Raw genomic sequence first — 25,345 nt, 5'->3', positions numbered from 1 at the left:
AGTTCACATGAGCACCCCCGACACCATCAAGCGCGAGATCACCATCAACGCGCCACTCACCACCGTGTGGCAATTGATCTCTACGCCGGGCTGGTGGATCAATGACGGCGAGATCATCGAGCACGAGTCATCCACAGATGGCGACGTCACGACACTGCACTGGAAGGGCGCCGACTTCCCTATCCGCACGCTGGGCAGCGATGAGCCGAAAAGCGTTTCGTACGAATGGGGTTCGGGCGAATCCGACAATCCAGCCAGCGACCGTACGCGCATCGACATGACGCTCGCCGAGACCGATGCTGGGGTTTTGGTGACTGTGGTTGAGTCCGGCTTCGCGGCGTACGCCGACGCGGCCAAGGGCACTAAAACGCAGGCAGAGAACTCGCAGGGCTGGGACCAGGAACTGGCCGCGGCTCGACAGCACCTCGAGGGATGAGCCGGTCTGCGCGCAACGGGGGCGATCAGGCCGAGATCCTGACGTGTCTCGCCGACCCCACCCGCCGCACCATCCTGGAAGTGCTCTCCGCAAGTGCCGGGATGAATGCGGGTGAAGTGGCCACCGAGCTCGACATCACCCGACAAGGAGTGATGAAGCACCTTCGCGTTCTGGCCGATGCAGAACTCGTCACCTCACGACGCGCTGGTCGCGAGGTGCTGTACGAAGTGAGCCCCGAGCCATTGCGCGACACCGCCACCTGGCTCTTGGCTCGAGCCGATGACTGGGAGCGTCAACTCGGAGCTCTCAAACGCGCCGCCGAAGCAACCCGGGCGGGCATGCGACACATCGACTAGCGGCAAATACCGGGTCGTCGTACAGACACACCCAGCATTTGCCGCTAGTCGATGGCTAATGAACGCGGGTCAGGCCTGCTTGATGGCCGAGATTTCAAACTCCAGCGTGATCTTGTCGCTGACCAACACGCCACCAGTCTCCAGGGCAGCGTTGAAGTTGATCCCAAAGTCACTGCGGACGATGACGGTCGAACCTTCGAAGCCCACGCGCTCGTTGCCGAACGGGTCCTGGGCTGCGCCACCGAACTCAAACGGCACGGTGATCTGCTTGGTGACGTCCTTGATGGTGAGGTCACCCGTGACGTTCAAGGTGTCACCTTCGACCGACGCGCCGGTCGAGCGGAAGGTGATGGTCGGGTAAGCCTCGGCCTCCAGGAAGTCGCCGGTACGCAGGTGCCCGTCGCGGTCAGCGTTACGCGTGTTGATGCTCGCAGTCTGAATGGTGAGCTCGGTCTGCAGGGTGGAGATGTCACCGTCGACCACTGCCTTGCCTTCGAATTCATCGAAAGCACCGCGCACCTTGGTCACCATGGCGTGCCGGGCCACAAAGCCCACCTGCGAGTGCGACGGGTCGATGACGTAGGTGCCGGTGAGGGACTGAAGCGTGGCGGTCATGGGGAGGACCTTCCTGAAGCGTGTGGTTGATCTGTCAACTACAACAGTACTCGCTCTACATGACGTGTCAACTATCGGGTAGAGTGAACCTATGCACACTGAGTGGCTGCACGACGACGAGCAACGCATCTGGCGGCAATGGCTGCGCGCCCACACCCTCCTCACCGTCGAACTAGGCCGCCGTCTGCAGCCGCACGGCCTCAGCCTCCCCGACTACGCGATCCTGGTTGGCCTCACCGACGCACCCGATGGACGCCTGCGCATGAGCGAACTCGCACACATCGTGCAGTGGGATCGATCCCGGCTGTCACACCACATCAAGCGCATGGAACAGCGCGGCCTTGTAGAGCGGGAGAACTGCTCGGAAGACAAGCGCGGCGCCTACCTGCGCATCACTGCGGCCGGTCAAACCGTCATGGACAAGGCCGCACCGGATCATGTCGACAGTGTCCGAGCGTCCTTCTTCGCTGGCCTCACCGACGAAGAACTCGCCACCCTTGACGGCGTGACCGCCCGCGTGACTGAACGGCTAGAGGGTTGAACTGCCCTGTGGTGATGGCAAATTCGCAGGACGCCTCACCACGTAAGCCATAGAGTCAGCGCATGCAGCAGACCCTGGCCGATGGCGTCGTCACACTCTGGGAGGACGCACCCGGTCCCTTTAGCGCAGGCCTGGTCGTTGGCATGGGGGCATCTGACGAGACCTTCACAACCTCGGGCATCACGCACCTCATCGAGCATTTGGTGATGGCTCAGATCGGGCGACGTCCTATCAATTACAACGCCAACGTCGATATCCACCATTCATCCTTCGTCGCCTCCGGTGACCGTGCCGATGTGCTGCAGTTCATTGAGGATGTCGCGCTCCACCTCCACGCTCCGGACACATCGCGCATCGCCCACGAAGCCAAGGTCATTGGGATCGAGAGCGGAACCTACGGCCCACCAGCACTCGCCGAAGCGTTGCGTGCTCGGTGTGGTTATCGCGGCGCCGGCCTCACCTCTGCCCCGGAGCCGGACCTAGGCGGGGTCTCAGCCCAGGCTGTGACCGAGCTAACCGGCCGGTTAGTGCGCAAGGACGGGTGCGTCCTCGTGCTGACGGGCGAACCCGCAGATGACGTACGGGTGCCCGTGCCAGACGGACGCCCCAACCGTGCCGACGACGCGCCCTTTCTCTCCTCGACGACGCCAGGCGCCGTACGCGGTTATTCAGAAGATGAGGTGACGATCTCCTTCCTCACTCCGGAGTCAAGCGAGGCGCTCGGCATGCTCGTGACCGAGCGCGCTTTCGACACCTTGCGCATGCGAGATGCCTTGAGTTATCAGATCGAAGACCACACCATGGCGCTCCATGGGCACGGGCTGACGGCCATTGGCGCCGACTTCGCCGAAGAGCGTGCTCCCGAGGTCGCCCGGGCCCTTCGGCGCGAGGTGCAACGTCTTGTCACCGAGCCGCCGACTGAAGCCGAGGTCGACCACGTGAGGTCGCAGCTCAGGCACCGACTCGAAGACTCCACGGCTGCGTTCGACGTCATGGTCGAGGAGGCTGGACGTCTGACGCGAGACCTCCCCGCACGGCATCATTCGACGCGGATTGAGGCAGAGATGGCCCAGGTGCAGGGCGAGGAGTGGAATCGCGCCATCGCGATGGCCCAAGACACCATGCTGGTGCACCTGCCGTTGGAGGTCTGGGAGGCTGACGACGCCGAGCAGTTCGACGACCTTCCGTTCGACGGTCGTCGAATCCAAAGCGCCGACGAATTCCCCACTGATGGTGAGATATTCCTGCGTCGACGGTCTCGGCTGTTACCTCGCCGCCTGGCGGTCGCTCTCACCGGTGACACGATCGCGATGCGCCATGGAGGTGAGATGCGTCGAGCGGCATGGTCGGAGGTTGTCGGCGTCGCACATGAAGGTGACACCCGGATGGTCGTCTTCGCCGATGGCTTCAGTTTCGGTCTCCGCGGACGTGATTTCCGCCGTGGCGACAAAATGCTGGCCCAACTCGACGCGTGCACCGCCGACGTTCGCTTCGCCGACACCGACCTGTGGCTGGGCTACTTCGGCTGAATCGTCGAGGTGTCAATGACGTAGCGATAGCGCACGTCACCCGCAACGACCTTGTCGTACGCCGTCATCACCTCATCTGCCGTGATGACTTCAACCTCCGCGCCGACACCGTGCTTGGCACAGAAATCGAGCATGGCTTGCGTATCCGCGATGCCGCCGATCATCGAACCCGCGAGCACTCGACTCCGGCCCACCACTGCCCCAGGCGCGAACTCGTATGAGCTTGGGGGCAATCCAACGTTGACGATCGCACCAAACGGGCGAAGCAATCCGAGGTAGTCACCCATCGGTAGGTCGGCGCTGACCGTATTGAGGATCACGTCAAAGCGACCGGCGAGTTCCTCGAAGGTCGACTCCTCAGCGGTCGAATAGTGGTGCGTCGCGCCATACGTCCGAGCGTCCTCAGATTTAGCGAGTGAGCGCGACAGCACGGTCACCTCGGCGCCCATCGCGGCGGCGATCTTCACGCCGACGTGACCGAGCCCGCCCATACCGACAACGGCAACCTTCTTGCCCGGCCCGGCGCCCCAGCGCACCAACGGCGCATAGGTCGTGATGCCAGCGCACAGGAGCGGCGCGGCGTGCTCGAACTCGAGTTCCTCAGGGATCCGGCAGGTGAAGCGCTCCGAGACCACGACCGACTGCGAATAGCCGCCGTACGTCACCTCATCGTCATAGCCGATCGAGCCGTAGGTCATGACGGCGCCGCGCTCGCAGAACTGCTCCTCGCCGTCCTTGCACATCGCACACTCGCCACAGGAGTCGACCATGCACCCGACCCCGACCCGATCGCCGACCTTGAAGCGGGTGACTGACGGCCCGACCTCTGCCACCACACCGGCGATTTCGTGCCCGGGGACGAGTGGGAATCGCGCTGGGCCCCACTCCTCCCGCGCCGTGTGGATGTCGCTGTGACAGATCCCGGCGTATCGAATGTCGATGCTGATGTCGTCATCGCGCAAGTCACGGCGCTCAATCGTGCTCTGCTCGAACGGAACGCCTGATGCGGGGATGACTAGTGCTGCTGTGGTTTTCGGCATGAATCCACCGTACGTCTGCTGCGCCGGACGACATACTTCGCGGTCTGCTTGGGACCATTAAGCGGTCTTTATCGACACATGTGAACGCTGTTCTCTAATATAGGTGCATGCACTCACCTATATCTCGTCGATCGGCACTCGTGTCGACAGCCGGTCTCGCCTCCGCCGCCTTCCTGACCAGCGCGACCCAGGGTTCCGCGCGCGGCGCCGCCCCCACGGCCCGCCCCGTCGATCTCTTTCTCAATCTCGGCCAGAGCAACGCTGGCGGTGACAACGCTGCCAAGCTCACGGCTGCGTACAAGCAGTTCTTAACCCCGCTACCCCAGGTTCGCTTCGTCTCGGCCAATAGCGCCGCGCTGACCTGGTCGACCCTGAAACCAACCAAGATCGGGTTCGGCGAAGCCGCTGTGCACCATCTCTACACCACCCGCCCGGCCTACTCGTCCGGGGCGCGGACCATCGCGCTGTTCAAGTACAGCGTCGGAAGCACCTCCACGGCCCAGTGGAAGAGCACGCACATGAAGGCTGCTGTCAAGCACTTGAATGCCGCGATCGCCAAGCTCCTGGCCGACCCCACCGTGTCCAGCGTGCGCGTGCTTGACATGGTCTGGATCCAAGGCGAGCAAGACGTCATCGACGGCGACGCCTACCGCTATGGCAGCCGCTTCCGCGGTCTGCACAACATGGTGCGCGCCGGGGTCCCAGAGGCCAAGAAAATGCACGCGACGGTCGTCCATCTCAACCCCACCTGGTCGCGCTACACGAGCAGCCCGGAGCGCAAGCGCGAGACCGCGCTCTTCAACAAAGAGGTGACAACGCTCGGCAAGGGAAGCATCATCAACGACCTGTGGTCCCCCAACCCCGCGCACCGCGGCGACGGCACCCACTACAGCGCCGACTCGTTCGCGCGTGGCGGGGTTGCTCTAGCGAAAATCTGGGCCAAGCAACACGCACTCTGACCTCAGTCACTGCCGAGGCGACGGGCTAGCCCACTCGCACGCTGACTGCGCTGCTCGATCGCTGCGCGCACGGTGTCAGGGGATCCCACGATCGTCACAGACTGCCGTGCGCGAGTCACCCCGGTGTAGAGCAGTTCTCGCGTCAGCAACGGGGAGTCAGCCTCGGGCAACACCATCGTGACGTGGGTTGCCTGGCTGCCTTGCGCCTTGTGGACGGTCATGGCGTGCATGGTGTCGACCTCGCTGAGCCGCGAGGTCGGCAGCACGCGCCGGCCGTCGGTGGTGTCGAGTTCCGCACGCAAGGCGCCGCCGGAATCCCGGACCACGACTCCGGTGTCTCCGTTGTGCAGCGCGTTGGCGTAGTCGTTGCTGATGATCAGCAGTGGACGGCCCGGATACATTGCACTCCAGTGGATTTCGCCGGTCTCTTCTGCGACCCAGGTCTCGACCTGACGGTTCCAGTGCGCGGCGCCGAACGGGCCCGATCGATGAGCGCACAACAGGCGATGCTCACCAAGAACGTCCAATGCCGCCACGCCGTTGCCCTCGAGCGCGTGCTTGCGCAACTCCAGGGCCGTACGCACCAGTCGTCCCCGCAGGGCCGTGGAGCCGGGCACCAACTCGAGCTCGTGCGACTTCTCGATCACGGCGATCGCCCGGTCTGCATCGCCATCACGGATCGCCTGGGCCAACTCGCCGATTCCACCACCAAACCGGTAGGTATGCGTCAGGCGAGCGAGCACGCTCGTCTCCGCCTGGCGCGCCTCGAGCCCTGCCACCAAGTCTGCCAAGACCGCGCCAGCGTCGACGGAGGCGAGCTGATCAGGGTCGCCGACCACGACCAGCTGAGCGTCCGGGCGCAGGGCCTCGAGCAGACGCGCCATCATCGTCAGCGACACCATCGAGGCCTCATCGACCACGACGATGTCGTGCGGCAGATGGTTCGTTCGGTCGTGGCGAAACCTGCTCGCAGTACGCGGGTTCGTGCCCGGCTTCCACCCCAGAAGGCGGTGAATGGTCAGGGCCTCCACGTTGTTGACCCGTGGGCGATCCACCTCAGGGAGGTGAACCCGGGCCGCCTCAATGGCGTCGCGCATCTGCGCGGCGGCACGAGCCGTGGGAGCGGTCAACCCGATGCGCGGCCGCCGGCCATCCGGGCGGCTCTCGGCCTGCTCGACCAGGAGAGCGAGGAGCCGAGCGACGGTGGTGGTCTTACCCGTGCCTGGCCCACCGGTGAGCACGGTGGTGCGTTGGCGTACGGCCGCAGTTGATGCGGCGCGCTGCTCCGGGTCATTCGCACCGAACAGCCGATCTAGTCCCGCTTCGAGCACGGATTCGTCAGCCGCGACTGCATCCATGCGGGCCACCAGATCCCGGGCGACCTGGGTCTCCTGCTCGACATAGCGATCGAGATAGACCAGTCCGTCCTCAACCTGAATCACACCGGTCGTGGCGAGCCGGCTCGCCAGAAGCAAGCGCTCATAGTCTTCCGGGTTTGGCCACTCCAACGGCACGCGATCGTCCCGAACTCTCGCTAGATCCAGGCAGGTGGATCCGCTCGTCACGGCATGGGTGGTGAGGGCCAGCGCAAGCGTGGCCAAGTCGTCTTCCTCACCCGCAATCTGGCTAATGCGCTGTGCGACATGGACCGCGGCCGCGGTGATCAACCCATGCTCATTGGCGACCTGCAGTGAACCCCGCGCACGCAGCGCCAGCCGATGGTCGTGGGCGGAGGTCGGCTCGAAAAGCCTTGCCCCCGTGACACTTTCAGGATTCTGATCGTCGGTCATGAAGCACCACCATCAGCGATTCTTCCATCCAGGAGGTCGGACAACTCCTCCACCAGCGCCACGGGTGGGTGCCAAGAAAAGACGCCGGTGGGGTGCCCGTCGACCCGCGGGGTGTCCGGGCCACACATACCGCGAAGGTAGAGATAGAGCACACCGCCAAGATGCTGCTCTGGGTCATAGGTCGCGAGTCGCCACCGCAGGAAGCGGTGCAGAACTACGGCATACAGCAGCGCCTGTAGCGGGTAGGTGGAGTGCCCCATCGCGGCGGCGAGTTGGTCGGGCGAGTACGCGGCCGCCGTCAGCGGAACGTCCGGTGGGCCAAGCCAATTGGTTTTGTAGTCGACCACGAGATAGCGCTCCCCCACCCGCAGGACCACATCGACCGACCCCGTGAGGTAACCGCGCAACGGCTGCTCTCCCAACTCGGGCGAGTCCAACGCAGCCGCATAGGCCAGGAGCGGGTCGCCCTTGGGCAGGTGAGCACGCAGCAGCGGGGCGATGTCGCCCAGGACGAGCTGGGTCTCGACAAGCTCGACCGGCGAAGAGAACCCGACCGGCGAAGAGAACCCGGACGGCGAAGATTTCCCGGCCGGCGAGGGCCGTTGGTCGCCTCCCGCGAGGGGAAGTTCAAAATCCATCTCGCACAGGCGATCTCGTCGTCCGATATCGACCAGTCGGGCGTCGGACGCAAGCGGGCCGAGGGGGGTCTGGCATACCTCCACAAGCGCATCGGCCAACTCAGTCTGGTCGAGGTCAGCCACCGGCCAGCGCACGACCTCCTCGCGGATCTTGCCGAGCAACTCAGCACGCAGATCCTGCGCCTGTGGGTCAGCTTCCTCCAACACCGCGTGCACCAACGAACCAAACGTTGCACCGACCGGAAGATTCGCCATCGGTGAGGGAACGTCGAGTCCGCCGAGCGGCAGCGTGCCCGGCACCTCAGCGACCTCTGGCACCGGCGGCTCGTCCTCCTTGACGGGGCTCTCCGGCTCGCTCGACACCCCGGGCGCTGCGTCCTGCGCCACGCTCAACGCGGTGTAGGACGTGCGCTTCCAGTCCTGGTCGACATGCCGAGTCCACCGGCGTACCGCCAAGTCGGGCGTCGCCGCAGGCGCTGATGCTGGAACCTCCGGCTGATGATCGGCCTCCTCCCACACCGGCCCACCCGCCTCGGTCCAGGCTTGCAGCCGTTCGCGGACGCGCACCTCGGTCGGCACCGACGGGGAGCCCGGCACCGCGGTCTCACCCGGCTCGCGCCCGACCAGCAACCGGTGCAGCGGGGCGTGGTTGGCGTTAGTGGTCGGCGCCCAGTGCGTGATGACCTGTGATTGGGCACGGGTGAGGCCGACATAAAACAGCCGCAGGCGCTCGCCGTCGTCTTCAGCCTTGGCCCGCTCAATGTGCTCACGAGCGGGGTCGCCACCGATATCGAGACAGCGAGTGATGCCCTCCTGCCCGCCATGGAAGCGCGCCGGGTTGGGCACCCGGGAGACAAATTCGTCAGCGACAAAAGGCAGGTAGACCACCGGAAACTGCAGGCCCTTGCTTTTGTGAATGGTCGCCAACTGCACGGCATGCGCGTCGCTATCGAGACGCCGCGACCGTGGGTTCACGGTGCCGAAATCGTCACCGGACACCTGGCGACGCAACCAGGCCGTCAACGCGGACAAGCCCATGCCCTTGTCGAGAGTCGTCTCGTGAAGCACCTCTGCGACATGGCGCAGGTCAGTGAGAAGGCGCTCGCCACCGACATGCGCCAGCACCCGCTCGGATAGTCCCCCGGTGATCGCTGCCTCCAGCACGGCGGGAATGCCGCGCAGCGCGAAGAGTTCAGCCCATCGCCGGGTGAGCGCTGCGGTCTGGTCAGTGGTGGCGTCAGGGTCGGCGTCGAGCGCGGGAACGTCCAAGCCGATGAGTGGGGTCAAGGCCGCGGCGCGCACGAGCCCCGTGCGATGCGGTGCCGACATCGCCTCCAGGACCGTGAGCCAATCTCGACCAGCCGGTGTCCCGAGCACGCTCTCGGTGCTCGCGAGCACTGCCGGAATGCCGACCCCAGCAAGCGCTTCGTGCACCATTCGCAACTGCGCGCCGGTGCGCGCCAGCACCGCGATATCGCCCGCGTCGAGGGGGCGGCCGTCAAAGTGTGCGCCCGAACTGAGAAGCACGGCGATGTCGGCCGCGACGTCTTGAGCGATGTACGGGCGCGACACCCCCACCACCATCGTCGACTTCTCGGTCTGACCCGCCACCGCGAGCGGAACCACGCGTACTCGCCACGGTGCCTCGCGACCAGGCGGGAGGCCCGTCAGACGGCTGCCCTGGTGTTGAGCCTGCACGTCGCGCACGACGATCTCATCGTCACCGAGCGCCACGCCTCTCAACACCGCCTGTTGTGCTTGCACCAAAGGTGCATCGGCGCGCCAGTTTCGGGCGAGGGTACGCCGGTCGTCGGCAGTGCGCTGCGCGGCGAGATAAGTCACCACGTCGCCGCCGCGGAAGCCATAGACAGCCTGCTTCGGATCACCGATCAACACCAGAGTGCTGTGTCCAGAGAACGCCCGATCGAAAACTTGCCACTGCACCGGGTCGGTGTCTTGGAACTCATCGACCAGAACAACCCTCCACCGGCGCCGAAGTCGGTGTCGCGCAGGGGATTCCACAGGTTCGAGCGCGTCCGCCACGCGCGCTAGTAGATCGTCGAAGCTGAGCACGCCCTGCAGACGCTTCCGCCGTTCGACCTCCTGACGCACGACCTTTGCAAACCCCGACCGTCGTCCGGGAACTGTCGCCGGGTCGGCTTCAGGAAGCAGCAATGCCTGCGGGTCATTCACCGCATGACGCGCGATGGACAGCGCGGTCTCCCGGTCGAATGCCGGCGGCCCATCGACCCGCCCAAACCCGCGCAGGTAGGTGTCATCGACCACCTCAACCACCAGTTCGTCGAGGTTCTCGACCAACGTGGCATCGGCGTCAGTGTCGCCTGCGACACCGAGGCCGCGCAGGACGAGCTGACAGAACTGATGGATGGTGGCGATCGTCGCGTCATCGAAGGACGACAGCGCCCGGCGGATTCGCCAACGCCGCCGCTCGATCTCGTCGGGATCAGCGTCGAGGAGATGGTCGAGGAGCGCATCAGAACGGTCAGCGGATGTTGGGTCTCGCAGGGCATTTTCGGCGGCTAGTAACTGGGTGCGGACGCGATCGCGCAACTCCTGCGTGGCTGCCCTGCTGAAGGTCACCACGAGCAGCTCGTCCAACGTGGCCGCGCCCTCTGCGACGAATCGGGCGACGAGCGCCCCGATGGTCCAGGTCTTGCCCGTTCCGGCACTGGCCTCGAGCATGAGCGTACCGGTCGGCAGCGGATCACGAATGTCGAAAATGTCCATGGTTCACCCCTCTCGACCGTGGGTGAGCATCGGTCCGAAAACCCGGGTGGCGTACTGCCCGAGGCGGGTCGTCGACTTGCTCCACGCCTCATCGGGCAGTGTCTCGCCGGTGAACACCTCGATCGAACGCCTCGGTCCATGAACCCAAGTCACGGCGGCATCGGCGTTCTCTCCGGGGAAGTCGCCCCGGCCCTCCCACTCTGCGCGGGCACGGGTAATCGCGTCCTTGTCGCTGCTGCGCTGACCGCGCACCAGCACCTCAGCTGCCGCGAGCGAGGTCGCGGGCGCAAAGGGCAACGGCTCGCGCATCCCGCGGTCGTAGAGGTCGACCAACTCGCCGAGCCAGCGTCGGGCGCGTTCGGTGTCGACCGGCCCAAAGGTGTACGTGGCCGCCGAGGACCGGTCCTTGCCGATCACATGGGCGACTCGAGACGACTCCTCCACGCCCGCGGCGGCGAGCGCCAGGGCGGTGATCCAGCCGCGGAGTCGCTGCTTGGCGCGTACCGAGGAATAGGTCACGACGACATGACCGGTGGCGAAGACTGGGCTGAGCGTGCCGGTGAGAACCCGGTCCTCTCCCAGCTGCAGGCGCAGGTCGATCGACCGGGGCGTGCCCTGGCGAAGGCTGTCTGCTGCACTCAGGAGTGACGCGACGGCAGGCTTCACCTGGGTCAACGCCTGCGCCGACAAGGCCGCTGGAGGCAACAGTCCGCGTTGGAGTTCACGGGTCAGCACTTCTGGCAGGGGGATTCCGGCGAGTGCGTCGCGCAGCATCCGGTCACCAACCGCCCAGGTCCCTAGTCCGCGCTCCACCTCAACGGGTACAGCATCGTCCAACTCATCCTCTTCGCGCACGACGGTCACGTCGAGACGATCGCGCAAGAATCCGCGGGCCGGGTTGTCGAAGAACCTCATCAGCGCCTCAAGGCTCACATCCGCCGGAGGCCTGGACTCCAGTCGCTGGTCGAGGAGAGTCGGGCTGACCGGCCTCGGTGCGAGGCCAGCACGCGCACCGGCGACCGCAGCCGGATCAAAGCTGAACGGTGTCGCGGTGCCAAGCTGTCGCGGCATCAGATTTCGCGGGTCATGGGACTGCAGCGGGTGCCGGGTCACGACATCGCGGTCAGCCGGGACCTCGACCGTGCGACGCGCTGCATCAACCAACTCACCGAGCGGCACGGCGGGAGGCCGGGGTTCGCCAGTGTGCTCGTCCGCACCGGAATACGTGAGGACCAACGTTTCGGTGGCTGCCAACACGGCATCCAGCAATAACTGCCGGTCCTCGCTGCGTCGGTCACGCTCGCCGGTCATCGGGTCGCGTTGCAGCACGTCGTCACCGTCGACACCGGACATCCGGGGGAAAACTCCATCATCGAGCCCCACCAAGCACACCACCCGGTGCGGCACCGACCGCATCGGCGTCATCGTGCACACGGTGAGCATTCCGGTCCGGAAGTTGGACCGTGTCGGGCGACCGCCGAGGTTGCGCTCGAGCATGCGCCGCACATCGCTGAGGTGCAGCACGGTGTCAGGATCGGCGGCTTCGACCACGGCACGCAGCTCGCGGTCGAGTTGGGTGAGTTGCCAGGCATCGTCGGGCGGTACGTCCGCCAGGGCACGCACTGAGTTAGTCAGGATGTCAGCCCATGCACCGGGGGACTGGGCTTCCCGCATCTGAGTGAGGGCGGTGGCGAGCCGATCGACCAATTCCGCGAGCGCACCCGCCGACTCGATCGCGGTCGAGCCCACGTCGTCGATCGGGAGCACCCCGCCAACGTCATGTTGGGGGCCGTCGGCCCGCGCCACACCCAGCAGCAACCGATCCAGTCCGAACGCCCAGGTGTTGTCGCGCAGCCACCCGAGGTGAAACTCCTCCCGGTGCTGCTCGTCCAGCCCCCACCGCACAGCCGCCTGCTCAATCCAGCCGGTGAAGGTCTCGAGGTCATCGACATCGAGACCGAACCGGCGGCGTACGGCAGGCAGTGAGGCCAGGTCGAGCACCTCGCTTGCGGTCACTCGGCTGGTGGCAAGGGTCACGAGCCGAGTGGTCAGGCTGAGCAGCGGATTGGTGCTGGTGAGAGCGCGGTCGGCGAGGCGTACGCGCAACTCGTGCCCTGGGTGACCTACGCGGCGGGCCTGCCCGGGCGCCGACAAGTCGATGTCATGCAGGCCGAACGTCGCCTGGATCAGCGGGGCATAGGTCTCAATGTCGGGGCACATCACCAGGATGTCCCGCGGCTCCAAGGTCGGGTTGTCCTGCAGGAGCCCGACGAGCACTTCGCGCAGCACCTCCACTTGCCGGGTTGGCCCATGACAGGCGTGCACCTGAAGCGAGCGGTCCTCGGCGCCCCAAGGTCGGGCGGCCCGGTCAGCGTCCGTCGGCTCATGATTAGCACGGATGTCGTCCTGCAGATGACGCAGCAGAGATGCCCTAGCCGGTGGCGAGTCGAGACCCTGCACCCCCACGCCGGTCGAGGGCGAGTCGAGACCCTGCACCCCCACGCCGGCCGAGGGCGAGTCGAGACCCTGCACCCCCACGCCGGTCGAGCCGCCCGAGGCGCCAGCCGAGGGCGAGTCGAGACCCTGCGGCTTGGTCTCGACAAGCTCGACCGGCGTACGTCGCTCGACCGGCGTACGTCGCTCGACCGGCATAGGTCGCTCGACCGGCATAGGTCGCTCGACCGGCGTAGGCCCGAGGGTGCGCCGCAGTTCGCGAGCATCCCGGCCCAAGGACGACAACAACAGATGCTCGGCGCGCTCGGCACTACGGTCGTCCACGCGGCGCACAGGCCCCTCCGCCGCGACCTCGTCCAGCGCCGCCCACAATGCAGGGGACGGCTGCGGCAGCCACCAATGCACGTCACGGTGTTGGCCCAGCGCAATCAGCAACTCAACATCAGGACCAGTCGCGCGGGTATGCCCAAAAAGGGACAGCCGCCCCGGAAGCTCCAGGGTGTGGTCACCCGCACGCAAGCGACCGACCGTGGCGGCCAGCCGCTGGTCCGGCGGCGGGGCATCGACCCGCGCGATGACCTCACGCCACAGCGGAGGCTGCCAAGCCAGGTCGTCGGGTAGCGGCTGACTCGCACCATCGCTGTCCTTGCCCGCCGCCCAGTCAGTGAGCACCTGCGGACGCTGGGCACCATAACTCGCGAACAGGCCCGCAAGGCGGCGCGCCAGCGAGTAGCGGCGACCCGTCGGAACTTCCTGCTCGGACGCGTCCGCCCGGCCGAGGTGATGAGCCAACGGCGCGGCCCAGTCCTGACCCAGGGAGGCGTCAATCGCCGCCAGAACCGGCCACACCAGTCGGTCCGGATCCCATGGGTCGTCGCGATCGCGCCGCAGGAGCAGGCTGACCAAGGAACCCGGGGTCAGAAAACGCACGCCCGCGCACACCCCGTCATCCCCGCGGGAGGTGCCCAGCCGATGTGACAAGCGCTGCGTCAGCCAGCGCTCCACACCACGTGCCGGAACGACAACGACTTCTTCGGTGAATGGGTCGTCCACGGGCTGCGCCAGCAGACCGGCGAGCTCGTCAGCGAGCACGTCGGTGCGCGGGGCGTGGTGGAGAAGAAGGGCCACGGGTGGACTCTATGTCCAGGCTCGGACAACGTCGTCTCGACCGGCGTCCATACTGAGTCTATGGCTGAGCGCGTTGCTGTCCTGACTGATTCTGGCGAGATGGTGGCGTACCGCTGGCTACCGCCATCGGGACGTGGGCCGGGCATCGTGCTCCTCCAGGAGATCTTTGGCGTCAGCGCCTATGTGCAGCGGCGAGCCCAACAACTCGCCGCCGACGGGTACGTCGTCCTTGCCCCCGCGATCTACTGGCGTCTCGACGGGCTCGACATCGACACCGCCTTCGAGGGCGAGACCGCGCTCCAGGACGGAATGGCAACGCTGCACCGCCTCGACTGGGATCAGGCCGTCGCCGACGGAGCCGCCGCCGTACGCACACTGCGCGCCGACGAGCATGTCTCCGGCGGCGTCGGAATCGTCGGGTTCTGCTTCGGTGGTGGCCTCGGATTCAACGTCGCGGCAGTCGAATCCGTCGATGCACTCGTCAGTTACTACGGATCGGCGCTTCCTAGTTTGCTTGACCTCGCACCCCGCGTGACCGTGCCGAGCCTGCATCACTTCGGTCTCGCGGACTCCTTTATCGACGCCGACACGGTCGCTCAGATTGAGCGCGCTGTCGGTGGACCCACCACGACCTTCCACACCTACCCCGGCGCGGACCATGCCTTCGACAACTCCGACCTTCCCGCGCTGCACCACCCGGCGGCGAGCGAGCAGGCATGGGATCGAACCCGCGCCTGGCTGGCGACGAACCTCACCTAATCGACCTCAGCTCGTCTGAATGACACATACTGCGAGACATGGAAATTGAGGTAGACGGCAGCAGCGTAATCGCCCGCCGGCCGGAGCGAGCCACCTTGACGCTTCGGCTGGGTTTCGAAACGGGAGACAAGGGCAAGGCGCTCACGGAGACCACCACGCTCGTGCGGCGGGTGCAAGCGGCCATCGATGACTTCAAGGGACGCGTACCGTCGCCGACGACGTGGTCAGCCGTGCAGCCGATCACGACCCAGTCGTGGCGGCCGTTTAATCAGAACGGCGAGGTGATGCCTCAACGGCATTCCGCCAATGCCGTAGTTCTCGTGAAGTTCGTTGACTGGAAAGCCCTTTCGGGTTTCGTAGACAACTTCGGTGGCGAGCCGGGCGTCACCGTGCAGGGCGTCGAGTGGGCTCTGACGACGGAGACGCGCCGCCAATTGGAGGATGAGGTCATCGGACGGGCCGTGGCTTCGGCTCGCATGCGGGCCGAAGCCATTGCCCGAGCCGCCGGCTTTGGTCAGGTGCACTTCACCCGTGTCGTGGACCCCGCGCCCGGTCATCATGCCGCGGGCGCGACGATGATGCGGATGTCTGCGGTCGAGCCCAACGGCGACGGTATCGCCTTAGCGCCCGAGGACGTTGAGGTACGCGCTGACGTGCACGCGGTTTTCGCCACCGCCTGAGCCTTTAGTCCTGCGTCAGAGCGATGGCTCGACGCACCGCGCCGAGTACCGGATCGACGCTGTCACGCACGACCCAGCCATCATTGGTGAGGGCGGCTCGGAGGGCGGCTCCGACCGGATGCACGGGCCGGGTAATCGACCCGGCGAACGCCACGACGCCGCCAGTCGTGAGCGGCGCTATATCGACGAAGCGCGACCACAGATCCAGTACGCACGAGGTCGCCTCGACATGGATGCGCTGGGCTATTGGGTCACCGGAGGCATGCGCCTGTGCCACCAGTCGGGACAGTTCCGCTAGCGCGACCGGTGGCTTGCCCATCACGATCCGGATGAACTCGTGCGGGTCGTCGCTCGCCCCGACGTGATCGCGTACGGCCGCCGCCAGCCCGGTGACCTGCTCGCCGGACTCCATCGCATGAACGGTCGCCCTTGCCGCCTGTCGACCGATCCAGAATCCCGAGCCGTCGTCGCCGATGAGCCAACCGTGCCCTCCGATCGCCACACGCACCTGGTGTCCGCTCACCTGTGCCGCGGCTGATCCGGTGCCGACAACCAGTACTGCTCCGTCGGACTCCGTGGAGGCGGCGCTATAGGCGACCTCTAGGTCGGAGCAGGTATGCCACGGCGCAGCCAATTCGGCACTGCGCCAAGCCTTTTCAAAGGCATGGTGAGTTGCCGGATCGCTCAACGCGCTACCCCCGGCTAGCCCGATCACACCAAGACGCACTCGCGCCGGGTCCAATCCGGCGAGCGCCTCACGCAGCACCTTGCCGAAGGTCGTTGCGGCACTCCCAGCATGGGAGAGCGGATTGCCGCCAGGTCCCTGCGCTCGGCCGAGCACCTGACCTGACCGATCCGCCACCGCAACCCGGGTGTTGGATCCGCCGAGGTCGGCGCCAATCACGAGGTCCAGCGCTACGCTCAACGAGGTCACGTGCTCAGTATTGATCAGAAACCACTGAAAGGCATCACCAATGACCGAGCAAACTCCATCCGCCGTGTCCTACGTCGCGACGCTGAAATCGTTGCTCGACCAGGTCGCGACTCAGGCCGAAGGCCCGGTCCAGGATGCCGCGCAGCTCCTTGCAGATGCCGTACGCGCCGGTGGAGTCATTCAGGCGTTCGGTACCGGTCACTCGGAGGCGCTGTCAATGGAGTTGTCCGGCCGAGCGGGCGGTCTCGTCGCCACGAACCGGCTCTTGCTGAGTGACTTGGTGCTACGCGGCGGCGAGCCGGCGGAAATCCTGACCAACGGGGCGCTCGAGCGTGAGTCCGGGCTGGCCCGCCGAATCTATGAGCTCAACTCACCCCATGCGGCGGATGCCTTTGTTATTGCGTCGAATTCGGGCGTGAACGGCTCCATCGTCGAGATGGCTCAGACGGTTAAGGAGAACGGCCACCCCTTGATCGCGATCACCTCGGTGGGGGGGTCTAAGTCGCTGGTGTCACGCCATCCGTCCGGTCAACGTTTGACTGATCTCGCTGACGTAGTGCTCGACAACGGCGCGCCGTTCGGCGACTCCGTCCTGGACCTGCCCGGTGACGGCGCCGTGTGCGCGGTCTCCTCCATTACCGCCGCGCTACTGGCGCAGATGGTTACCGCCGAGGTCGTTCGCCGGTTGCTGGCGGATGGGACGCCGCCGATCTATATGTCTGCAAACGTTCCCGGCGGCGATGAGCACAACCGCACACTGGAAGACCGCTACGACGGACGGATCCGCCGAACGACCCAGCCGGCGTCCGCATCGTCAGAGTGAGCACGACCAAGAAGTCGCACCCACTCTGACGCGGCTCTCAACGCCCACGCCCGCGCAAGAGTTCGGCGAACGGCGTCACGTCCTGGTCGGTCTGAGAGGGCCGTCGGTCGCCCGGACCGGGGGTGAAGCCCTCGACACCGGTTGGTTCAGCGACCACCTGCGCCGCGAGCTCGGCGGCCCCGCGGTGGATCCGCGACCCGAGTTCGCTACCCACAGAACCGAAGTCCGCGGTAGCAGCGAACACCGCCGTGGGGACGACCAGTGCGCGCAGATAGCTGAACAGCGGGCGCATCGCGTGCTCAAGCACCAACGAGTGACGCGGCGTTCCGGCAGTCGCCGCGATGAGAACCGGCTTGCCTTCGATCGTTTCAGGATCAAGGGAGTCGATGAACATCTTGAACAGACCGCTGTAGCTTGCCGCGAATACCGGTGTCACTGCGACTATTCCGTCAGACGTCGCAACGAGGTCACGGGCCCGACCCAGGGCTTCCGATGGCCGTCCGCCGCTGGTCATCATCTGCGCGAGATCCGTCGCGAGTTCGCGCAACTCGATGACATCGACCTTGGCATTCTCTCCACGGGCGCTCACCGCCGCGCGAGTTGCGTCCGTGATCTGGTCGGTCAGCAGTCGGGTGCTCGATGGTGTTGACAGGCCAGCAGTCAGGGCGACGATGCGGCGAGTCATGCTGAAACTCCTTGTGATTCGGTGGCGACATCTGCCGGGGACACCAGCAGGTGCTTGGACTCGACGCCTTCGGCGACCAGCGACGCGTGGCTGGGCGGGTCGCTCGGCACGTGGGAGGGCCGACGGCTCTCGAACTCCTTGCGCAACACCGGCACCACATCCCGACCGAGGATTTCCAGCTGCTCCAGCACGACCTCGAGAGGCAGGCCCGCGTGGTCCATAAGGAACATCTGGCGCTGGTAGTCACCGACCATTTCGCCGATCTGCAGAGTGCGCTCGATCAGCATCTCCGGCGTACCGACGACCAGCGGTGTGGTGCGCGTGAACTCCTCCATCGACGGGCCGTAGCCGTAGACCGGAGCCACATCAAAGTAGGGCCGGAACGCCTTCTTCGCTTCCGCCTCACTGGAGGCAAGGAAAGCTTGCCCACCCAGACCGACGATGGCCTGATCGGCACCGCCGTGGCCATAGTGCTCGAACCGGCGACGGTAGAGGTTCACCATCTGCGCCGTGTGCTCTGGGTTCCAGAAGATGTTGTTGTGGAAGAAGCCGTCGCCGTAGTAGGCCGCTTGCTCGGCAATCTCCGTCGAGCGGATCGAGCCGTGCCAGACAAAGGGCGGTACGCCATCCAACGGCTGGGGCGCGAGGGTGAATCCGCGCAGAGGAGTGCGGAACTCGCCCTCCCAGTTGACGACTTTCTCCCGCCACAGGCGACGCAGCAGGTGGTAGTTCTCGACCGCTAGTGGAAGACCGTCACGGATGTCTTTACCGAACCAGGGGTAGACCGGACCGGTGTTGCCGCGCCCCATCATCAGGTCGACTCGCCCCTTGGACAGGTGCTGCAGGAAGGAGTAGTCCTCGGCCATCTTCACCGGGTCGTTCGTGGTGATGAGCGTCGTGGAGGTCGACAACTGGATGCGCTCAGTCTGGGCTGCGATGAACCCCAGGTGGGTCGTCGGAGACGACACCACGAACGGCGGGTTGTGGTGTTCGCCGGTCGCGAAGACGTCGAGCCCTACCTCTTCGGCCTTGAGCGCGATCTGCGTCATCGCGTCGATGCGCTCGCCCTCGCTGGCGGTACGTCCAGTTGTCGGGTCGGGGGTCACGTCTCCCACGGAGAAAATGCCGAACTGCATGAGACTCATCCTTCCGGACATGTTGTTGATATGTCAACTACTTTAACTCAGCACCCCGCTCGTTCATTCCCCAGGTTCCGCACGTGTGCTCGCGCACCACATCACCTCACCCCTCTTGTGCCCGATAACAGTGACGAGTGCGGCTCGGACGGGCAGGCTTGGGCCAACGCCGACCGCGAGGAGACACCGTGCCGAATCCGCTGCTGCACCCACCGACCTACCAGGGCGAGCCGTTCGACGACGAGACCGCGCGCTTGTTGCGGGCGACCGTCGACTGGTTCGAGTCACGCGGCAAGCGCAAGTTGCTCCAGGACTATCACGAGCGCGCCTGGACAGCTGACTTCCTCGATTTCGCGGCAAAAGAGGGCTTGTTCGCGGCCATGCTGACGCCGTCGACGGATGCGGCCGGGAGCACGGCTAAGCGCTGGGACACCGCGCGCATCTCAGCGCTGAGTGAAGTTCTCGCGTTCTATGGCCTGGACTACTGGTATGCCTTTCAGGTCACCATCTTGGGGCTCGGACCGATCTGGCAGAGCGACAACGAAGCCGCCCGCAAACGCGCGGCCCAATGGCTGGATGACGGGGCAGTCTTCGCCTTCGGCTTGTCCGAGCGCTCGCACGGCGCGGACATCTACTCGACCGACATGATCCTGACGCCGGACGGCGACGGTGGCTACACGGCGACCGGCAGTAAGTACTACATCGGCAACGGAAACGTCGCCCGCATGGTGTCGGTTTTCGGCCGCCGGTCCGACGTCGAGGGCCCGGATGGCTACGTCTTCTTCGCCGCGGACAGCCAGCACGAGGCATACCACCTCGTGAAGAACACCGTTGACGGGCAGAAGTTCGTCTCCGAGTTCCGGCTTGAGGACTACCCCGTGCACACAGACGACATCCTGCACACCGGTCAGGATGCGTTCAACGCGGCGCTCAACACGGTCAACGTCGGCAAGTTCAACATCGGCTTTGCCTCGATCGGCATGGCCGAACACTGCACGTACGAAGCAATCACCCACGCGCACAACAGAATTCTCTATGGCAACCGGGTGACGGACTTTCCGCACGTACGCCGCACCCTCAGCGAGTCGTACCTTCGACTCGTCGCGATGAAGCTGTATTCCTCGCGCGCCATTGACTATCTGCGCAGCGCGTCTGCGGATGACCGCCGCTACCTCCTCTACAACCCGGTGTCGAAAATGAAGGTCACCAGCGAGGCCGAGACGGTCGTCGCCGGACTGTGGGATGTCATTGCTGCCAAGGGTTTTGAGGCGGAAACGTACTTCGCCAACGCTGGCCGCGACATCGGTGCGCCCGCCAAACTGGAGGGGACCGTGCACGTGAACCTCGCGCTCATCCTCAAGTTCATGCCGGCCTATCTCCTGTCGCCGCGGGAGCAGCCCGAAATCCCGACGCGGGTCGATCCAGCCAATGACGATTTCTTGTTCCACCAGGGTCCCGCTCGTGGTCTGGGCAAGATCACCTTCGCCGACTGGCATGCCGCGTTCGAGCCGTACGCCGACCTCCCCAACGTGGCAATCTTGCGTGAGCAGGGCGACGCGCTCGCCGAGTTACTCAAGACTGCACCCCTGACGGACGACCAGCAGAAGGATCTGGACTTCATCCTCGAGCTCGGCCAGCTCTTCACCTTGCTGGTCTATGCCCACCTCATGCTGGAGCAGGCGGCCATCGAGGACATCGACCGTCAGGTGGTCGACGCCATTGTCGGGGTTCTTGTTGGCGACTTCTCCCAGCGCGCCACCCGCTTGCACGGAAAGGCGGCTTCCACTGAAGCCCAACAGGATTGGGCGATCCGACAGATTCGCAAGCCCGCCGTCGACGAGGCGCGCGACGCCGCCGTCTGGCAGCGCGTCGAGGAACTGTCGGGCGCATACGAAATGACCCCCTAACAACGCCGCGTCGAAACCACCCCCACCAACGCCGGTAGAGCAAGGCGGGAGCCTGCGACCACCGCGTCGAAACCACCCCCACCAACGCCGGTAGAGCAAGGCGGGAGCCTGCGACCGCCGCGTCGAAACCACCACCACCGCCGGTAGAGCAAGGCGGGAGCCTGCGACCGCCGCGTCGAAACCACTCAGCGGAATGACCACTCACCGTCCGGCGTTCTGCTGGACATGACCACCTTCGAGAGCCTGCTGTCCCGTCACACCGACACCCAGGGCAACTCGGATTTCGCTGCGTGGCAGCGCGCAGTCACGCTGTTCGACGAGCGGCGTTACACCGAGGCCGTGAAGATCCTGGAGCCGCTCGTGACCACCACGCCGGAGAGACCTGTGATCGGCACAGCCTCCGCTCGGCTACTACTCGCCCGCGCCTACTTCCACTCAGCGCAACTGAGCCGAGCCATTGAACTGGCGACTGCGATCGTGCAGGACGACCCCGCCGACGGGTACGCCCGCCTGCTGCTCAGCCGCGCCCTCCAGCGGGCGGGCCGCACCGAAGAGGCGACCGGACATCAGCGCCTTATCGAGGCGATGGGTGTGGCCTGAACGCTTTCTCCGCCCCAAATATCGCCTCTCCCTCCCTTGACAACATTCGAACGTGTGTTCGATAATAGTCATAGGCCGGGTGCGGCGAAGCGGGGGAGGTGAGTGGGATGGTGGGCACGACGACCAGTGACAGCGAGGTCAGCGAGACGGTCGCGCAATTGCACACGACCGTGGATGCGGTGTCGCGATTGCACGAATCGAACCATCAGCGCGGCACTCGTGACCTAGCCGCGCTGACCCGCGAGGTATTGGCGCTGCTGCAGGTGGCTGAGACAGCCGCCGTGAGCCTCGTGGCCGAGGCTATTCAGCGAGGCATGGTGCACGAGTCGACTGCTGCCGGGCCGGCTCAGTGGGTCTCGCGTCTCAGCACTGGCGAGGACCTCGACCGCCTGCTGCCACCGGCAGCAACGCCGACGTCAGGTCCACTCATGCCCCTCGTCGACTGTCCCGATGAAGACGTTCATCACGACCCGCCCGACCAGAGCAACGCAGACACCTGCGAGATCTTGCGGCTTCCGGGCGTTGAACCCCTCATCGCCTCACGGATCGCCAAAGTCGCCACAGCATGCACACAGCGCCGTAATACAGTGCTCGCCGCGGCAGTGACTGCCAACTCGGTCGGCGTCGCCGCCGCGCGCACTGCGTTGATCGAGGTCGACAAAGTCATACCCGTTCTGCCCAGCGCACATCGTGACGCCGTGTTCGGGCATTTTCTGAACCTTCCGGCTGGGTCGGGTTCCAAGGCGATCCGAGAGCTCGCCCAGCGCGTGATCGCCACGTACGCCGACGAGACCTTCCTGAACGACCTCGATGAGCGCCTCGACCACGCCGAATCGGTGACCTGGTCGGAGCTGCCGAACGGCATGCATCGCTTGGTCGCCGATCTCGCCCCAACGCATGCGGCCCACGTGCGCCACGCCATCAACGCCCTGTCGGCGCCCACCCCAGGAAACTCTTGCTGCGAGGACGTTTTCCATCGCCACACCAGCGGCCAGAAGACCGGCGAGCCCGATCCGCGACAGGCCGACAAGCGCGCTGCTGACGCACTTGTCCTTCTCCTCACGCGGGGAGCCGAGGCCATCGACAACGGCGCGACCCCGACCAGCGGCACCGCCCGTCTTGTGGTCACTATCGATCTCGACGTTCTTGTCGGAAATGTGCGCGGATGCGGGCGTACCGAAGCGGGAACATCGTTGAATGCCAGTCAGATTCGGGAGATCGCGTGCGACGCTGAGATCCTGCCCATGGTTCTCGGGTCAGGCAGTCAACCTCTCGACGTCGGACGTTCCGAACGCTTGGTCACCCGAGGCCTGCGAGCCGCCGTCATCCAACGGGACCGATGTTGTACCTACCCCGGGTGCGACAGACCGCCCAGTTGGTGCCAGGTCCACCACATCATTCCGTGGTCTCACGGCGGACCCACCAGCCTCACCAACTCAGCACTGCTATGCCAGCGACATCACACCATCGTGCACCGCGATGAATACACCGCCACCGCCACCGCCTCGACAGTCATCTGGGACCTTCGGCCTCGCAGCATGCGCCAGCCAAACGCGGCAGCCTGAGTTTGCCCGGTCGGATCAAGCGAGTACCACCGTGCCTGCACGAGCGCTTCACATGCTGTGGCCCCCTGTTGCGCAACCCGTTGCGGAAACTCCGGGCCGAGTGGCAACGTGGAGCCATGGCATCTAGGTCGCATTCGCCCACCGCCGTGATGTTTGCCGTGAGGGTGAGGCATCCATGAACGTGCTCGATTCCTTCTCACTGCAGGGGCGCACGGCGCTAGTCACCGGCGGTTATCGCGGCCTCGGCCTGGGCTTCTCTCGAGCACTCGCCCAAGCGGGTGCCGATGTCGTCATCGCAGCCCGCGACAGCAGCGCGTGTGCCGCCGTCGCCGAGGACCTGGCCACCGAAACCGGACGGACCGTCATCGGCACCAGCCTCGACGTCACCGACCTGGCGTCGGTGCGCACGGCTGTCGACACCGCGATCGAAGCCACTGGGCGTTTGGACATCCTCGTCAACAACGCCGGCACCTGCTTTCATCGCCCGGCGCTTGAGGTGCCCGAGCAAGAATGGCGCGAGGTCTTTGACATCAACGTGCACGGCCTGTGGACATTGACCCAGGCTGTCGGTCGGCACTTCGTCGACCAGGGACACGGCAACATCATCAACATTGGCTCCATGTCGGGGCTGGTCGTCAACCGCCCGCAGTGGCAGCCGGCGTACAACGCCTCAAAGGCTGCAGTTCACCAACTCACCAAATCTCTTGCGGCCGAGTGGGCGCCACACGGCGTCCGGGTCAACGCCGTCGCACCCGGCTACATCAAGACCGAGATGGCGCCCGTCGACGAGCCACAGTTTCGCCAGCATTGGATCGATGACGCACCGATGCAGCGGTATTCGACTCCGGAGGAGATCGCTCCGACGGTGGTGTTCCTCGCATCCGACGCCTCGTCATTCATGACTGGGTCAATCCTCGTCGCCGACGGCGGTTACACCGTCTTCTAATCGGTGCTGAGCCTGTTTCTACGAACTCTGCTAACGCGCCTCTAGCCACTCCGACGCCCGGCCATACTTACGCCGTGCGTGATCTCCCAGCGCTGCACCGATGACGATCAGTTGAAGTCTGGAAGCGGGCCAATCCCTTTGTCGCACAGCAGCCGTCACGTTAGGTAGCACACGCGTCCGCAGCAAACGCCAACGCTGCGATAGCGATCCACCGCCGTGCTCGCGCGTCAAGAGCAGTGCATTGCGCAAGAAGTAGTACGCCCCCAAACGGCCCATCGCTCCTTGGAATGACGCCGATACCTTGTGTTCGATCTGCACGTCGGTCAGCACCGTCCGAGGGACCCCGGCTGCCCGCGCGCGCAAACTCAGATCAGAGTCCTCGAACATGAGGAAGTAGCGCTCATCGAACAGCCCAATCCGTCCCCAGGTCTCGGCGGTTGCGGTCAGGCAGCATCCAGCGAGCACGTCGCTCTGCCGCGCCATGCCGTCGACGGGCAGCCGCGCTAACCGCTCATCGAAGATGTGCTCGGGCACCCCTGTCTCGGCATTCACGACCCCTCCGGCGAACCACACCGAACTGTCGACCCGGCGTACGACGGGGCTGACCAAGTCACCATGGAGCGCACGCGCCGCCAAAGCACTCACGGCACCAGCCGGAACGACGGTGTCGTTGTTGAGAACCGTGACTGTGCGCGCACCCCCGCCGAGTGCCATCCGGAGCCCGGCGTTCATCCCACCGGCGAAGCCGAGGTTCGTGCCAGTCTGGTGCGTCACCACGTCCGGCCAGCGGGAACGTACCGCTTCCAGGACGCCATCTCCTGACCCGTTGTCGACGACAATCACCGCGGGCGGCGCTGGGTCCGCGAGCAGCGCCGCGACACAATCCTCGGTGTCGGCCCGGCCGCGATAGTTCAGAACGACCACCACATCGCGGCCATCGACAGGAAGTCGATGTCCCGGCTCGGCGCACATGCGTACACTCTCCACCATGCAGCGCGCCCAGCACACGACGACGCCGGATCACCTCCGGCGCTGACGCGGCTGCACTGACAACCACTCACCCCGGAGCCACGCTC

21 protein-coding genes are annotated in these 25,345 nt (G+C 65.4%); 12 read left to right on the top strand and 9 right to left on the bottom strand.

Annotated elements, in window-relative coordinates:
• Positions 1-7 precede the first annotated feature (7 nt).
• Positions 8-436, top strand: coding sequence for an SRPBCC domain-containing protein (locus F562_RS0114440; RefSeq protein WP_018157681.1), 429 nt, complete (start codon positions 8-10; stop codon positions 434-436).
• On the top strand, positions 433-792 hold the full coding sequence (locus tag F562_RS0114435) for an ArsR/SmtB family transcription factor (RefSeq protein ID WP_018157680.1): 360 nt from the start codon (positions 433-435) through the stop codon (positions 790-792). Before F562_RS0114440 ends, F562_RS0114435 begins: the two co-directional genes overlap by 4 nt.
• A 69-nt stretch (positions 793-861) precedes the next feature.
• On the opposite strand, the gene F562_RS0114430 is transcribed toward F562_RS0114435, so the two are convergent.
• Positions 862-1,407: a YceI family protein gene (locus F562_RS0114430; RefSeq protein WP_018157679.1), complete on the bottom strand. Its 546-nt coding sequence runs from the start codon at positions 1,405-1,407 to the stop codon at positions 862-864.
• Positions 1,408-1,498: 91 nt separating this feature from the next.
• Between F562_RS0114430 and F562_RS0114425 the strand changes: the two genes are divergently transcribed.
• Positions 1,499-1,948, top strand: coding sequence for a MarR family winged helix-turn-helix transcriptional regulator (locus F562_RS0114425; protein WP_018157678.1), 450 nt, complete (start codon positions 1,499-1,501; stop codon positions 1,946-1,948).
• 62 nt (positions 1,949-2,010) lie between these two features.
• Entirely contained in the window at positions 2,011-3,477 is a 1,467-nt protein-coding gene (locus F562_RS0114420; protein ID WP_026181298.1) for an insulinase family protein, read from the top strand.
• Here the strand turns inward: F562_RS0114420 and F562_RS0114415 are convergent.
• Entirely contained in the window at positions 3,465-4,517 is a 1,053-nt protein-coding gene (locus tag F562_RS0114415) for an NAD(P)-dependent alcohol dehydrogenase (protein WP_018157677.1), read from the bottom strand. The genes F562_RS0114420 and F562_RS0114415 overlap by 13 nt on opposite strands.
• A 107-nt stretch (positions 4,518-4,624) precedes the next feature.
• Between F562_RS0114415 and F562_RS0114410 the strand changes: the two genes are divergently transcribed.
• Complete coding sequence (locus F562_RS0114410; RefSeq protein ID WP_083915564.1) at positions 4,625-5,476, top strand: sialate O-acetylesterase; 852 nt, start codon at positions 4,625-4,627, stop codon at positions 5,474-5,476.
• Positions 5,477-5,478: 2 nt separating this feature from the next.
• Here F562_RS0114410 and recD read toward each other — a convergent pair whose 3' ends face one another.
• Genes recD through recC form a run of 3 tightly spaced genes read right to left on the bottom strand, consistent with a single transcriptional unit; the run spans position 5,479 to position 14,234 of the window.
• Positions 5,479-7,266 (bottom strand): exodeoxyribonuclease V subunit alpha, encoded by a 1,788-nt coding sequence (recD, locus tag F562_RS0114405; RefSeq protein ID WP_018157675.1) that lies wholly within the window; start codon positions 7,264-7,266, stop codon positions 5,479-5,481.
• Complete coding sequence (locus tag F562_RS0114400; protein ID WP_018157674.1) at positions 7,263-10,652, bottom strand: UvrD-helicase domain-containing protein; 3,390 nt, start codon at positions 10,650-10,652, stop codon at positions 7,263-7,265. The genes recD and F562_RS0114400 overlap by 4 nt, the downstream gene beginning before the upstream one ends.
• 3 nt (positions 10,653-10,655) lie before the next feature.
• Positions 10,656-14,234: an exodeoxyribonuclease V subunit gamma gene (recC, locus tag F562_RS0114395; protein ID WP_018157673.1), complete on the bottom strand. Its 3,579-nt coding sequence runs from the start codon at positions 14,232-14,234 to the stop codon at positions 10,656-10,658.
• A gap of 60 nt (positions 14,235-14,294) precedes the next feature.
• Between recC and F562_RS0114390 the strand changes: the two genes are divergently transcribed.
• A complete protein-coding gene (locus F562_RS0114390) occupies positions 14,295-14,993 on the top strand; it encodes a dienelactone hydrolase family protein (RefSeq protein ID WP_018157672.1) in 699 nt (232 codons plus the stop codon).
• A 38-nt stretch (positions 14,994-15,031) separates the two neighbouring features.
• Complete coding sequence (locus tag F562_RS0114385; RefSeq protein WP_018157671.1) at positions 15,032-15,673, top strand: SIMPL domain-containing protein; 642 nt, start codon at positions 15,032-15,034, stop codon at positions 15,671-15,673.
• 4 nt (positions 15,674-15,677) lie between these two features.
• Here the strand turns inward: F562_RS0114385 and F562_RS19400 are convergent, their stop codons facing one another.
• On the bottom strand, positions 15,678-16,607 hold the full coding sequence (locus F562_RS19400) for an N-acetylglucosamine kinase (RefSeq protein ID WP_018157670.1): 930 nt from the start codon (positions 16,605-16,607) through the stop codon (positions 15,678-15,680).
• A gap of 40 nt (positions 16,608-16,647) precedes the next feature.
• On the opposite strand from F562_RS19400, the gene F562_RS0114375 reads away from it, so the two are divergent.
• Positions 16,648-17,430 carry a sugar isomerase domain-containing protein gene (locus F562_RS0114375; protein WP_018157669.1) on the top strand — a complete coding sequence of 261 codons (783 nt, stop codon included), beginning with the start codon at positions 16,648-16,650 and terminating at the stop codon, positions 17,428-17,430.
• Between the two features lie 37 nt (positions 17,431-17,467).
• Here F562_RS0114375 and F562_RS0114370 read toward each other — a convergent pair whose 3' ends face one another.
• Together F562_RS0114370 and F562_RS0114365 are read right to left on the bottom strand one after the other, a co-directional pair.
• The gene (locus tag F562_RS0114370) at positions 17,468-18,115 is read right to left on the bottom strand and encodes an FMN reductase (RefSeq protein ID WP_018157668.1); all 648 of its coding nucleotides are present in this window, start codon (positions 18,113-18,115) and stop codon (positions 17,468-17,470) included.
• Positions 18,112-19,251 carry an LLM class flavin-dependent oxidoreductase gene (locus tag F562_RS0114365; protein WP_018157667.1) on the bottom strand — a complete coding sequence of 380 codons (1,140 nt, stop codon included), beginning with the start codon at positions 19,249-19,251 and terminating at the stop codon, positions 18,112-18,114. The genes F562_RS0114370 and F562_RS0114365 overlap by 4 nt, the downstream gene beginning before the upstream one ends.
• Positions 19,252-19,439: 188 nt before the next feature.
• Here F562_RS0114365 and F562_RS0114360 point away from each other — a divergent pair, with 188 nt between their 5' ends.
• The 4 genes from F562_RS0114360 to F562_RS0114345 all read left to right on the top strand — a co-directional run bounded on the left by F562_RS0114360 (position 19,440) and on the right by F562_RS0114345 (position 24,269).
• Positions 19,440-21,158 (top strand): acyl-CoA dehydrogenase family protein, encoded by a 1,719-nt coding sequence (locus F562_RS0114360; RefSeq protein WP_018157666.1) that lies wholly within the window; start codon positions 19,440-19,442, stop codon positions 21,156-21,158.
• A gap of 225 nt (positions 21,159-21,383) precedes the next feature.
• The gene (locus F562_RS19395) at positions 21,384-21,758 is read left to right on the top strand and encodes a tetratricopeptide repeat protein (RefSeq protein ID WP_018157665.1); all 375 of its coding nucleotides are present in this window, start codon (positions 21,384-21,386) and stop codon (positions 21,756-21,758) included.
• A 107-nt stretch (positions 21,759-21,865) separates the two neighbouring features.
• A complete protein-coding gene (locus tag F562_RS20355) occupies positions 21,866-23,323 on the top strand; it encodes an HNH endonuclease signature motif containing protein (protein WP_018157664.1) in 1,458 nt (485 codons plus the stop codon).
• A 175-nt stretch (positions 23,324-23,498) separates the two neighbouring features.
• Positions 23,499-24,269 carry an SDR family NAD(P)-dependent oxidoreductase gene (locus F562_RS0114345; RefSeq protein WP_018157663.1) on the top strand — a complete coding sequence of 257 codons (771 nt, stop codon included), beginning with the start codon at positions 23,499-23,501 and terminating at the stop codon, positions 24,267-24,269.
• 30 nt (positions 24,270-24,299) lie between these two features.
• Here the strand turns inward: F562_RS0114345 and F562_RS20350 are convergent, their stop codons facing one another.
• Positions 24,300-25,241: a glycosyltransferase family 2 protein gene (locus F562_RS20350; RefSeq protein ID WP_018157662.1), complete on the bottom strand. Its 942-nt coding sequence runs from the start codon at positions 25,239-25,241 to the stop codon at positions 24,300-24,302.
• Between the last annotated feature and the right edge of the window lie 104 nt (positions 25,242-25,345).

The sequence above is a fragment of the Demetria terragena DSM 11295 genome (assembly GCF_000376825.1).
Lineage (GTDB): Bacteria > Actinomycetota > Actinomycetes > Actinomycetales > Dermatophilaceae > Demetria > Demetria terragena.
The sequence above is the reverse complement of the archived record's forward strand: the minus strand, read 5'-3'. Positions and strand labels throughout refer to the sequence as shown.